Annotated in this window: 16 protein-coding genes and 1 pseudogene; 10 read left to right on the forward strand and 7 right to left on the reverse strand. The window is 64.4% G+C overall.

Translation table 11 applies throughout. From position 1 onward, the window contains the following. Positions 1–649: 649 nt before the first annotated feature. The gene (locus JQX13_RS24060) at positions 650–1,339 is read left to right on the forward strand and encodes a hypothetical protein (RefSeq protein WP_203411258.1); all 690 of its coding nucleotides are present in this window, start codon (positions 650–652) and stop codon (positions 1,337–1,339) included. Positions 1,340–1,471: 132 nt separating this feature from the next. Here JQX13_RS24060 and JQX13_RS24065 read toward each other — a convergent pair whose 3' ends face one another. Beyond that, complete coding sequence (locus JQX13_RS24065) at positions 1,472–2,554, reverse strand: alanine racemase (protein ID WP_203411259.1); 1,083 nt, start codon at positions 2,552–2,554, stop codon at positions 1,472–1,474. A gap of 19 nt (positions 2,555–2,573) precedes the next feature. Continuing rightward, on the reverse strand, positions 2,574–3,599 hold the full coding sequence (locus JQX13_RS24070) for a fatty acid desaturase family protein (RefSeq protein ID WP_239015095.1): 1,026 nt from the start codon (positions 3,597–3,599) through the stop codon (positions 2,574–2,576). Between the two features lie 308 nt (positions 3,600–3,907). Between JQX13_RS24070 and JQX13_RS24075 the strand changes: the two genes are divergently transcribed. Beyond that, positions 3,908–4,858, forward strand: a complete 951-nt coding sequence (locus JQX13_RS24075) for a DMT family transporter (RefSeq protein ID WP_203411261.1) — start codon at positions 3,908–3,910, stop codon at positions 4,856–4,858. A 389-nt stretch (positions 4,859–5,247) separates the two neighbouring features. Here the strand turns inward: JQX13_RS24075 and JQX13_RS24080 are convergent, their stop codons facing one another. Then, entirely contained in the window at positions 5,248–5,751 is a 504-nt protein-coding gene (locus JQX13_RS24080) for a DUF3291 domain-containing protein (protein ID WP_203411262.1), read from the reverse strand. Positions 5,752–5,965: 214 nt separating this feature from the next. After that, positions 5,966–6,142, reverse strand: a pseudogene (locus JQX13_RS56450) (hypothetical protein); the annotation flags it as partial. Between the two features lie 75 nt (positions 6,143–6,217). Between JQX13_RS56450 and JQX13_RS24090 the strand changes: the two are divergent. The 5 genes from JQX13_RS24090 to JQX13_RS24110 are packed head-to-tail and all read left to right on the forward strand — an operon-like array spanning position 6,218 to position 8,315. Continuing rightward, the gene (locus tag JQX13_RS24090) at positions 6,218–6,502 is read left to right on the forward strand and encodes a hypothetical protein (protein WP_203411263.1); all 285 of its coding nucleotides are present in this window, start codon (positions 6,218–6,220) and stop codon (positions 6,500–6,502) included. Between the two features lie 39 nt (positions 6,503–6,541). Further along, positions 6,542–7,213 (forward strand): hypothetical protein, encoded by a 672-nt coding sequence (locus tag JQX13_RS24095; RefSeq protein ID WP_203411264.1) that lies wholly within the window; start codon positions 6,542–6,544, stop codon positions 7,211–7,213. Next, positions 7,213–7,428 carry a bacteriocin immunity protein gene (locus tag JQX13_RS24100; RefSeq protein ID WP_203411265.1) on the forward strand — a complete coding sequence of 72 codons (216 nt, stop codon included), beginning with the start codon at positions 7,213–7,215 and terminating at the stop codon, positions 7,426–7,428. The genes JQX13_RS24095 and JQX13_RS24100 overlap by 1 nt, the downstream gene beginning before the upstream one ends. 32 nt (positions 7,429–7,460) lie before the next feature. After that, positions 7,461–8,084 (forward strand): hypothetical protein, encoded by a 624-nt coding sequence (locus JQX13_RS24105; protein WP_203411266.1) that lies wholly within the window; start codon positions 7,461–7,463, stop codon positions 8,082–8,084. Positions 8,085–8,090: 6 nt separating this feature from the next. Beyond that, complete coding sequence (locus JQX13_RS24110; RefSeq protein ID WP_203411267.1) at positions 8,091–8,315, forward strand: hypothetical protein; 225 nt, start codon at positions 8,091–8,093, stop codon at positions 8,313–8,315. A 72-nt stretch (positions 8,316–8,387) separates the two neighbouring features. On the opposite strand, the gene JQX13_RS24115 is transcribed toward JQX13_RS24110, so the two are convergent. Next, positions 8,388–8,930, reverse strand: a complete 543-nt coding sequence (locus JQX13_RS24115; RefSeq protein WP_203411268.1) for a hypothetical protein — start codon at positions 8,928–8,930, stop codon at positions 8,388–8,390. 119 nt (positions 8,931–9,049) lie between these two features. Between JQX13_RS24115 and JQX13_RS24120 the strand changes: the two genes are divergently transcribed. Both JQX13_RS24120 and JQX13_RS24125 read left to right on the forward strand, forming a co-directional pair. Further along, positions 9,050–9,583 carry a TetR/AcrR family transcriptional regulator gene (locus JQX13_RS24120; RefSeq protein ID WP_203411269.1) on the forward strand — a complete coding sequence of 178 codons (534 nt, stop codon included), beginning with the start codon at positions 9,050–9,052 and terminating at the stop codon, positions 9,581–9,583. A gap of 33 nt (positions 9,584–9,616) precedes the next feature. Continuing rightward, complete coding sequence (locus JQX13_RS24125) at positions 9,617–10,159, forward strand: hypothetical protein (RefSeq protein WP_203411270.1); 543 nt, start codon at positions 9,617–9,619, stop codon at positions 10,157–10,159. Between the two features lie 43 nt (positions 10,160–10,202). Here the strand turns inward: JQX13_RS24125 and JQX13_RS24130 are convergent, their stop codons facing one another. After that, positions 10,203–10,493: a hypothetical protein gene (locus tag JQX13_RS24130; protein WP_203411271.1), complete on the reverse strand. Its 291-nt coding sequence runs from the start codon at positions 10,491–10,493 to the stop codon at positions 10,203–10,205. Positions 10,494–10,525: 32 nt separating this feature from the next. Between JQX13_RS24130 and JQX13_RS55965 the strand changes: the two genes are divergently transcribed. Continuing rightward, positions 10,526–10,681, forward strand: coding sequence for a hypothetical protein (locus JQX13_RS55965; protein WP_343211132.1), 156 nt, complete (start codon positions 10,526–10,528; stop codon positions 10,679–10,681). Positions 10,682–11,373: 692 nt separating this feature from the next. On the opposite strand, the gene JQX13_RS24135 is transcribed toward JQX13_RS55965, so the two are convergent. After that, a complete protein-coding gene (locus JQX13_RS24135) occupies positions 11,374–11,571 on the reverse strand; it encodes a hypothetical protein (RefSeq protein WP_203411272.1) in 198 nt (65 codons plus the stop codon). Positions 11,572–11,610: the final 39 nt, after the last annotated feature.

Raw genomic sequence — 11,610 nt, forward strand, 5'->3', positions numbered from 1 at the left:
AACAAGGGACGGGGGGCGGCGGGTGCTCGTGTCTCATCCCTGCCAGGTGTCGGCATGTCTCTCTCCCTGACCTCGTTCTCGCATGTCAACAACGACCCGCGGGGTTCCGCTGCGGGCCACCCCAGAGCGTGCACGGTGCCCGCATCTTGATGAGGGCGCTTGTCCGACGCAAGGGGAACTGACAGGGCTCAATGTCAGATTGGACGATGCGCCTGCCTTGGTTTTGTGGCTCTCCCGCGGCAGGCCGGCCTCCAACCCCTGGTGACTGCAGTCACCAGCGGTTGCCTGGGGGGGTGACAACAGTCATCACCTGGGACTGGAGTCACCAGCCTCCAGGTTCACGGCCCGAGCCCTGTTGCCCAGGAACTCAGCCACTTACGGCGTCTCCTACGTTCCCTCTCCCCTGGCACGGCATCTGCACTACGCAGGAGCAAGGGACATTGAGACCCGACGCCCCTGGCGTCAACGAACAACGAACCGGAGAGAGCACGCCATGTTTTCCAGAAAATTGGGTAGGAGCCCCTCGCTGTCTGGGCTCAACCCTCTTAGCAGGAGCCCCTCGCCGTCCGCGCCCGTCCAGACCAGGAGCCCCTCGCCTTCTGGGAGCCCTGTTGCTAGCAGGAGCCCCTCGCCCTCTACCCTGAATCGGATGACCGACGGGTTCGACCAGCGCGTGCCGTCGCCCAACGTCCATGGCTTGTCTGGAAGCCGTTCACCCTCTCCTTCGCCGAGGCCGACGGGTTCCGAGATTCTCGGGTCCAACTACGACGGGGACCACACGCGCTTCTCCCATCAGCAGCTCTCCCAGGCGCATGACCGGCTGACCAACGACGGCTATTCTTTCGTTGGTTTCAAGGGCACGACCCGGCCGGGTGCGCAGCACATCGTGAACAACGGGCTGAGTGCCAATAGAACCGACAAGTGGAGCGGAATCTATGTCTCCGACCACCCGGAGGTCGCCGCGGGTTACACAGCCGACGACATGGGCAATTCGCGCGGCGGCCAGCTCCTGCGCATCTACGTGCCGAACCGGGACGCGGAGCGTCTCCAGAACCTCGCCACGCCGCTGGACAACCCGAAGGCGGAGGACGAGTTCCGTCGGGCCTTCTCCTTCCCGCTCGGCGATGACCGTTCGTACATCATCCGCGGCGCGGAAAACAGCGAGGATCCGCACAGGACCGAGACCATCCTGAGCGCAAAGGTCGCGGATCGCGCCGTTGGCATCCCATCGACCGTGCGTGTCGATCAGAAATACGGCAGCGGGGCCATCGATGCCTATCCCGACGCCGAGAAGCTCCTCAGCACTCCTCCCCCTGGTCGTCAGCCGCCTTCCTTGTAGTCCCCGCCTCGCGCCAGGCGGGTACTCCGCCGCGCTGGGGCCCGGAGAACGCCGAGTGGCACACGGCGTCCTCCGGGTTCCCTGACAGCACCGGAAGGGCTCTCGATGACACCTCGTCCATGACGCGGACGCTCAGTGGGCCTCTCTCGCGCCGAGATAGCTCTTCTCGACGTAGGGTGACAGCAGGCCCTGGATCAGGGACGAGTACGTCAACCGGAACTCCATCGTATCGCCCGGCCTGAACTCCTGGGTGCAGTCCGTCACGTCATACACGCTGTAGTTCGAATTGCTGTTGACGAACTGAACGTTGGAGGGGACGGGAACCAGGCTCCTGGGCGCCGTGTGGATGGCCCCCAGGTTCACGAGGGCGCGCTTGCGCAGTCCCTTGTTCTCGAACCGGGGCTTCACTCCAAAGGCATCCGTCCCCACCTCGCCCATCGGTACGGAGGGCTTGGTCTTGATCTCCAGGATCGTCCCCGAGAACAGGAAGGCGTTGTCGAGCAGGGCCTTGTGCTTCTTCTCGACGCTGGGGATCGTCCCCAGCAGGATCGCTTCCCCGGCCCGGAGTTGATTGATCCGGGGGGGCAACGAGTTGTTCTCCATCCAGTCCAGCATCACCGAGCCGCCGATGGACACCTTCTCCATCGGATACCCCAGGTTCTTCTCGATCTCCTGGGCCAGCCCACTCAACAGCGAGACGTTCTCGGAAGAGGGCAGGACGCCGCTGCAACACGCCAGGTTGGCGCCGATCCCGCTCAGCTTGATGTGCTCCGAGCCAGGTTCCAGGATCTTCCGCACGGTCCTCACGGCGTCTTCTGGCATGACGCCTTCCCGCAGATCGCCCACCTCGATCATGAGGATGACCTCATGCGTCACCCCCGCCCGCCGCGCGGCCTCGGCCAGTGCCTGGATCGTCTCCAGCTCTGAATTCAAGCTGGACCGGCAATAGGAGACGACAGTCTGGGCCTCCTGGACGGAGGGCATCGCCACCAGCATGGGCTTCTCCTGGAAATGGCGGTGCAGCTCCCTGGCCGTGACCAGGCTCGCGATTCCCAGGGACGCCACCCCACTGCGCTGGAAGAGCTCGATGACGGGCACGGAGCTCTCGCAGCCCTTCACGACCCCCACCCACTCCAACCGGTTCGCCGCGCAAAACGATTTGACGAACTGGATGTTGTGCTCGAGCTTGTCCAGATCGATGATCAGGCTTGGCATGGCTGTTGGCTCCTACGGCTCACGGGGACTGGGGCATCTCTTCCAACCGGCCTTCCACCACGCGCTCCCTCAACTCCGAGATCGCCGACGGTAGGCCCCGAGCGGGGATGAGCAGGTTGCAGCTCATGTTCTCGCTGTACTTGGGGCTGTACCGCTTCATGAGCTCGTCGACCTGGGGCAGGTAGTTCCAGCGGACGTTCGGAAACAGCGAATGCGCCAGGTGATAGGAATCCCCCAGGGGGAAGATGTTGTGCCTGACGATGAAGCCGATGGGTCCCCTGAACTCGGTGGGGCGCCCCAGCTCGAGCTCCCGCTCGTAGTAGCCCAGATTGAGATCGCAAGGCGCGAACCAGCGATGCAACGCGACGTGCGCGAGCCAATAGAAGAGCGGATAGGTGATGAACACGGGGACGACATAGAGGAAGACCAGCGCGTTCACCGAGTCGAACGCCACGAACAGGCCCACGACGGTGACGATCGTCGCGATCCGCAGGAAGAAGTTCAACGAGAAGCGATCGGCCAGCAGGTAGGAGATGATCTCCTTGAGCCGGGCGAGCAGTCCCTTCCAGGTGAGCGGGTAGAAGAGGGCCGCCCAGAACTTGAAATTGCTGATACCGGGCTTCAAGCCCACATCCAGCAACTCCTTCAGGTCCGGATCGTGAGGCATGTTCACGGAGCTGTGGTGCCGCCGGACATGGATGTCCTTTCTCGCCTTCGCCTCCGGCATGAGCGCGGGGAATTGATAGAAGACATTGGCGAGGAACATGCCCCACTTGATGTTCGGGCAGAGGGCTCCATGCACGGCGAAATGCCCGATCTCCTGCAACGTGCGGAAGCGCCCCGTCACGAACAGGATCAACAGCCCCCTGATGATGAACGAATCAAATGTGTTGAAGGCAATGACCGCGGCGATGATGAGCAGGTACGTCCAGACGAACGGGAATGGTGCGAAATAATCATCCAGGGGGCGAGCACCGAGCCCGGCGAATTCCTTGCGAAAATCCTTGAGGGAGACGTTGGACGAGACGAACTTCGTCTTGCTCAAGTCTTTTCGATGATAGAGATGATCGAGCGCTTGCAGGGCGAGCGCCAGCGTCAAACAAATCAAGATGTGGGCCATGTCGAAGGGAGATAAGGTGTGGTTTGTTTTATGTCAAGCGCTCCTGGATGTATGGCAATTCTGTGAACCTGAGAGGTGTGTGTGAGAAGTTGGGAATCAGTGCCGTGCGCTGGGGGCTTGGATATTCGAGGCGGCTTCGTGTATTCACGGAAGCCGGGCGGAGGGCCACGATGGAGCGGTGGAGCCCTGATGACCCGAGACTCCTCCGAGCACGTCTACCTATGAAAAAGCATTTGTCTGTCATCCCCGCGATCCTGTTGGGTCTGGGGTCGGCGTTCTTCTTCACCATGACCTATGTGCTCAACCGCAGCATGGTGGCGACGGGCGGGCTCTGGGCCTGGAGCACGTCGCTGCGCTGTTTCGTCATGCTGCCCCTGCTGTTCGTGGTCGTGGCGATGAAAGGAGGTTGGCCACCGCTGTGGGCCGAGCTGAGGCGGCACCCCCGGGAGTGGATGCTCTGGGGGACCGTGAGCTTTGGCGGCTGCTATTCGTTCCTGGCGTTGTCGGCGCATCATGGACCCTCGTGGTTGATCGCCGGGTCCTTCCAGATCTCGGCGCTCGCGGGGCCGCTGCTCTCGCCCTTCATCTACACGGATGAGCGCCGGAGGATCCCCCTCAAGGCGGTGGCCATGGGTTCGGTGATCATCATGGGCGTCCTGCTCATGCAGATGGGCCACTTCAACCTGACCATGCCAGCCAACGCCTGGCTGGTGCTGCTCCTGGTGATGATCGCCGCCTTCTCCTACCCGTTGGGTAATCGCCGGCTGATGCTGCACCTGGAGCGCGAAGGCGTCTCCCTGGATGCCGGCCAGCGCGTCCTCGGAATGACGTTGGGGGCCCTGCCCCTGTGGCTGGCCGAGGCGGCCCATGGCTATGCGCGCGTGGGCTGGCCTTCCACGGCCCATGTCGTGCAATCCGCGGGCGTGGCCGTCCTGGCGGGAGTCATTGGCACCACCCTGTTCTTCCGCGCCACCCATATGGCGGCGAACAATCCGCTCGGACTGGCCGCCGTCGAGGCCACGCAGGCCTCCGAGCTGATCTTCGCGCTGGTGCTGGGCGTGCTCTTCCTGGGTGAGCCGTGGCCCTCCCTGGTCAGTTTCACGGGGGCCCTGCTCATCGTGGTGGGCATGGTGCTCTACAGCCGCATCGGCCAGAGCGCCGAACTGGAGCCCGTGGAGGGCTAGCCCGGCATGCTCCGCCGTCATCCGGGTGGGCGGCGTTTCATCTCGAGGCGCCGGAAAACAGGAGGCTCGCGAGACGCTGTAACGGATCCGTCCGTCGAAGAAGGCCTCCACGTCCGCGGACGCCATTACTTGAGCGCTCGGGATTCACGGTGGCCAGGCAGGAGGGGGGTGATGAGCGTGAGCCGTTCCATCATGGGCGTCCGTTCCCGGGGGGATTCCAGATGGAATCCGGATTCCAGTGGGTATCCGGAGTGGCAATAGCCGGATACCAGCCGGTATGTCAACTTCCGTCGCCGGATACCGGCCGGTATGCCAAGAAGGACGATCGAGCAGGGAGGCGGTGAGGCGCTGGCGATCGAGATGGACCTCGCGTGCGTGGTTCGCGACGTCTACTTCCAACCCACGCAGTAGCGCTCGGGCTTCATATCGAGCGGTTCGCCGATCTGCTCCGGCGCTGGATAGCGCTTACGGAAGGTGAAGGCGTGCGGCGTGGGTCCGTTTTCGCGCAGATGCCGCAGACGCTCCATCGCTTCTTCCGTCGTCGGAACATGGCCGGCTGGAATCCACCACAGCACCTGATGTGCCTCCGCCGGATGCTCGAACCACTCGCGCCGGCGCGCCATCACCTTCGTGTGAGGCGTGCGGTAGACGTACTCGAACAGATGCTCGACCGACTCCCAGACTGACATGTTGACGATGAGGTTGGGATCGTCGCTCACCTTGATGTCGGTGGCATTGCCTTCGTTGCTCTCGAGGCGCCAGACGAAGCCGGGTGAAGCCTCGGCGAGCGCGTTGATGTGGTCGAGCGCCGCCACGAAATCCGCGAGCCGCGGGCTGTCGAGTGGTGCGACGGCGCGAGCGACATTGAGTTGAGCGATGTGCCAGGTCTTCATGTGACCCCCAGAATCGAAGAGCCCTCCATCTTGCACCCGCCCGGCGGCCAGGAACAACGTCTTGGAATGTTCCAACGGCCCCGAACCGCGCTGAATCACGTGAAGACGTCGGAGACCAGCCGGCCCTGCTTCTCCATCTCCGCGAGCCACGCCGTGGCTTCCTCCGCGGAGCAGCCCACGCCAGATCGTCGCGGTAGAGGAAGTCCATGTCCGGGTGGTCGCACCCGAAGAAGAGCAACGCTGGCCCGGCTGTCTCCCCCCGCGCGTGGCGCAGGGCGCGCTCCTGGATGAAGCCCCGGAGGGGCGCCAGTCCCGTGCCCGCGCCCACCAGGATGATGGGTGTCGCGTTCGAGGCGGGTGAGCTCCGCCAGGCTTCCACGAAGCGCGGCATGTCGGCACGGAGAGTCCGGAGCTGACGCTGCTCCCCGGCGAGCGCGTGGAATGGCAACCCGAGGGGGAGTGGCGGATGCGGCTGTCCTGCCAGCCGGAGCCTCCCTCCGTGACGTTGGAGGTGGAGCAGGCGCCCGCCTCGGGGCGGGTGACGGAGATGGCGGACATCCTCGTGTTGATGACCGCCGTGGTTGAACGCGTGGAGGACAACCCTCGAGTCCAGGCCCACCTCTTGGGATGGCGGGAGAGCGCCTGGGCCCGCTGGGGTCTGTTCCTGGCCCTGGTGGATCGACTACCGACATTCACTGAGCAACGAGACGGGAATGGATGTTTTCATCGGGCCCTTGACACATTCGAGTGACTGGCGTTGTTGATGCGTCATCCGTTTCGAGGAGGAACCTTGTTCAGACATAAGGCGGCTGTATTCTCGCGCGCATTCCTCGCGCCCGTCCTGCTGGGTCTATTCCTGGTGCAGGCGTGTAGCAGCACGCACATTTCAGAGGAGGGCGCGTCGGGGTACGCCCAGCAGCGTCTCGAGCCTTGCGACATTGGCAAGGTCACGGACAACGTGCTGGAGCAGTATGGCGAGCAGCTGACCCCTTCGTTGGCCAAGGCCGCGGCACAGGGCCCCGAGGCCGTCGAGCTGTCCGCGAAGGAGCTTCGCAAGCTGCCCGGCACGGCGACGGTCAGCAGGCCGAGGGCGGACCTGGACCGGATGATCCGAGGGACCCATGGCAACGCGGGGCTCGTTCCCAAGGATGTCGCCAGCAAATTGGAAGGAAGGACCTTCCAGAGCTTCGACGATTTCCGCGGTGAGTTCTGGAAGGCTGTGAGTGAGACGCGTTATGCGAGCGAATTCTCGGCGTCGAACCAGACCCTCATGCGAAGTGGGTACGCGCCCTATGTCGTAGAAGGGCAGCAGTTGGGGGAGTGGGCGGTCTACGAGCTCCATCATATGGAATCGATCCACCAGGGCGGTAGCGTCTATGACCTGAGCAACCTCATGATCACGACGCCCCGGTTCCACCAGGATGTGCTCGACAGGACGTACCACTACTCCTGGGAGTGCTGATGGAACCGCTGAGCGATGACGAGGTCCTGGAGATCATTCGAAGGCTGCAGTCCGGTGGCTACGCAACGGAGGCCGAGACGGGCGAGAAGGCGCAACGCATCGTCTCGCGCTACCCCGGAATCCTGGACTTGATCTTTCACGACCGCAGGAATCTGACGCCTGAACAGATTCTCGCCGAAGTGAAGAGTCGGAAGCCGATCCTGCTCGGTCCTTGAGCATTGCCCCTCCCCATTTCAAGAGAAATTCCATGTCAATGCTGAATTCCAGAGCAGGCCTTCTCGTGCTCGCAGCCGCGGCCCTCCTGGCTCCAGGATGGGCTGAGGCCTCCTGTAAGTACTACGACAACGCCTCCGCCGCGGTTTCCCCACTGCCGCCAACGGATTCCTTCGTCTCATGTCAGCTGGATGCCATCACGCACGGCCGGTTCCATGTGACGGCGTGCAGGCCCGACAACGCTCCGCCGGGAGTCGACATGAACGCGTCGGCCCTCAGGTCCTGGCTGCGTTGCTATGACATGAGGGACAATCCGCCGCGCTGCCTGGGGACCTACTACCGCTCCTCCAGCCAGTGTATCAACGGCAAGCCCTACCCCTCTGGAATAGGGGCCGTCACGCTTTGCAGGGAGGCCTGCTCCGAAGGAGAGTGGGCGCGGCAGACCTATTTCGTTCCGGGAAACCCCAGCCAGTTGCCACCGGGATATCCGTTCGTCTCGGCGGTCGACACCATACCGGGCAAGGCCATTCTCGATCTCTATCAGTATCTGAATCAGGCCCACGACACCGTCGTGCAGGAGAATGGTGAGAACCTGCCCACCCAGCTCGCGGTGTTGGATCTCGCCACGCTCTCGCTGTTCGTGGCGGACGACTCATGAGAGGCCGTGAGCGACGTCGAGCGGGCCGTCATCCTGGGAGGGCTCCTCCTTCCGAGCGCCATCGCGGGAGCGGGGAAGGGGGCCGCCAGGCTCTCGAAGGCACTCCTCCGGATGGAGAACAGCCTTCCGGCGGCGGCATCCTTCGCGAATTCGCTCCGCGGTGTCATTGGCCGCTCCGATGACGCGTTGAAGAAGCTCGCTTCGGACGGCCTGGGGTGCGCGATTCCCTAGCTCCGCATGTGGTGCGGAAGGACCTTGGCGCGGCACACACGGCTTCGATGTCATCACCCGCGGCGCCGGCCTTCACGGCCGCGCTCCGCCGGGCCCTGTTGGATGATGGGCGTCGCGTTCGAGGCGGGTGGGTGGAAGGGTACGTTCGGTGTGTGCACCGCGACCGCCGCCTGCTCCCCCGGGCGCAGCCGCGCGAGGTAGCTCGAGCACGTGCCGAGGAAACGGCCCCGGCCGGACCAGGCCTCCGCGTCCATCACCGCCACCGTCAACGTGCACCGCGAGGGGTCCGCCAGCGGAGTCGAGGACACCGAGTACTGCCGCACGCGCATGGCCGGCAGCAGCCGCGTACGTCACTCCCTCGGGCAGCTTGAACACGAGGTGCCGCTTGAAGCGCCCGAACGGCGACGTCATGTCGACGAGCTCGCGGTCCACGGTGAAGAGGCCGTCACCTCCCAGCGCGCGGAGGTACTGGAGTGCCTGGGTCACCTTCTTCTCGAAGCGCGTCTCGTCACAGGCGTCGGCCACCAGCTCGTACGAGCTGATCACCTGGATGGATGCTCCCCCTGGGTACGACAGCCGGAAGATGGGCCCGAGCTCGCGTGCGAGCTTCATCATGTTCTGCAGGGGCTTTCGGAACCCACGTCGGGTGCGTTCCCCAGGAGGGGGCGCGGGCGGGGCTGGGGGATGTTCGTGGACACCGTGGGTTTGCTCATGGGAAGTCAGAGAGAGGTGACATGAGTGCGCGCAACCGGTCCGCCCCTCGGAAGAGGCCACGTCAGGAGCGGGCGAAGGTGACGGTGGAGACCATCCTGGATGCGGCGGCTCACGTTCTGGTCACCTCCGGCTACGAAGGGGCCACCACCAAGGTGGTCGCCGAGTGGGCAGGCGTGAGCAGCATCGGCTCGCTCTACCAATACTTCCCGAGCAAGGAGGCGCTGGTCGCCATGCTGCTCGAGCGGTTCCACCAGCGCGCCCTGGTGGAGCTCTACGGCGTGAATCCGCGCCTCCAACGGGTCCTCCTGGAGCAGGCGCCTCGCATCGGCCCCCTTCAGGCCGTCCAGGAGATCGAGGCGCGCGTGGAGTCACTCGTGCGGATCGTGCTCGCGCAGAACCTGGAGTTCGAGCGTCCGCGCAACCTGGGGCTGGTCGTCGAACGGCCCGAGCTGATTGGAACCCCCGAGCTCGTGGAGGAGCTGAGTACGCTCATCCTGGGCTACCTGCGGCCCCACGGAGACCGACGGATACGCTCCGCGTCCGGAGTGAAGTAGAACGGGGCGCGCCGTCACCAGGAGTCTCCACACATGCGCCACCCCTTCGCTTCCGTCCTGTCCTCCTTCTGTCTCGCGCTCTCGAGCCCTGTGTGGGCGCAGGACATCTCCTCCGCGTACACCGACCTGACGAACTGCCCCCGCGACACCTCGATGGACGAGGACGCCGAGGAGCACGGCTCCGACGCGCCGAACATCTGTCCGGGTCCGGGCGGCAGGTACGAGGTATCGGAGTGGTTCAGCGCCTACGACGTCCACCGGAGCGTCTCCTTGAAGGGCGACGCCGCGCGCTTCGACGTCCGTCTGCGTCCCTCGAGGGAGGACTGCCCGGTGGGTCGCTATGGCAACAAGGTGGAGTGGCGGATGAAGGGCGGGAGGCCCTTCGCGGTGATTCAGCGCGTCACCTGCTTCGCCCTCGACGAGAACGGGAGCGGTCCGGGCAAGCGGCTCGCGGAGTACCTGGTGGTGAAGGGCCTCGAGGGCTACGAGTCGATTGACGCCGCCGTGAACACGAAGACGAAGAAGGCGAACGAGAAGGCGCGCGCCATCGCGGACGAAGGCGTCAAGGGCCGCTGACGAGGCCGGCGCTCCCGCTGGAGCCCTCGGAGGAGCTGCGCCCCTACTGGCCGGACGGTCTCGCGCGCAGCAGGGGCCGGTAGGCGTCGCGGTGCTCCCACGCCAGGAGCAGGGTCGACGCCAGCAGGAACAGACCCAGGGGCAGCTCCACCAGCTTCACCAGCACCATGATGAAGGGCGAGCCCCAGAGCGCGGCCATCAGCGCGGGGCCGGGCCCCGTCGTCGCTCCGGGCCTCAAGATGAGCGTGCCAACGGGCGCGTTGATGACGAGGGTGAGGCCCATGAGCACGCGGGCGGCGCGCCAGCTCCGGACCACCGCCTCGGCCGTGAGCAAGAGCGTCGCGCGGCTGGGAGCAGCGGCTCGGCGTGCGGCTCCTGGACCGGACGACGCGCCGCGTGTCGCTCACGCAAGAGGGGGCCATCTACTACGAGCGCTGCGTGCGCATCCTCGCTCTGCGCCTCGCCCGAGTACCTTCGCAAGCGTGGCGTCCCCCGCGCTCCCGCGCAGCTCGTGGAGCATGACTGCATCCACTTCCGCATTCCCTCCTCCGGGCGTCTCTCTCCGTGTCTGGCTCCTGTGGCCGCCCGGGCGGGAGCGGTTGCCGAAGGTGCGGGCCTTCATCGACTTCGTGAGTCCGCTGTTCCGCTGAGGGACCGCCCCGCCGGAGCCAGCATGCTCCAGCGGGGCGGACCTTCACCTCGAGACGGACCTGGCGGAACTACTTCACACAGGTGGTGTAGTTGTTCACGTTCGTGGGGTCGCTGATGCTCTTCCGGCAGCCCGAGAGATAGCCATACCCCGACACATGCATGCCAGCGGGGCACTGATCAGAGGTCAGGATGCCACAAATGAATGCACTGGTCCGCGTGGGGGACGAGTATTTCACGCACGTGGTGCTGTTTTTCTCATTCGTCGAATTCTTCCCACACGCGGACTTGTAGTTGTAACTGGTTGGATAGAAGCCCGCGAGGCAGGTGTCGATGCCGCAGGGCGAGATGCTTCCGCCATCCGCGGTGGGGATGAGCTCGTAGCGGGTCCGATTGAAGGTGACCAGGTCGCCGTTATAGACGGTGTTGCAATTCTCGTGGGCGTCGTAGCCGAAGACGTAGTGGGCGCCGCTTGAATAGGCATCAATGCCGCAAGCGTAATAGGTACCGGAAGGAATGCTCCTACACTGGGTCGCGTTCTTCTCCTGGCTGAAACAGTCGTCTCCTCAGTGTGGGGTCGGCCCGGTTTCGCACAGGTTGGACGAGAGATAGTAACCATCGCCACAGGTGCCGAATCCGCACGTGACAATGACATCATCCAGCGCTTGCTGGACGGAGCTCTCGTCGGAGCCCTCCTCAACGACAGCGCCTCCACACCCAGCCAGCAGCATCAGCAGGGACGGGACGAACAGCAGCTTCTTCATGGCACAGCTTTTCCAGGGAGATGATCGTTGTTTGCAGCC

It is taken from the genome of Archangium violaceum (assembly GCF_016859125.1).
GTDB lineage: Bacteria > Myxococcota > Myxococcia > Myxococcales > Myxococcaceae > Archangium > Archangium violaceum_A.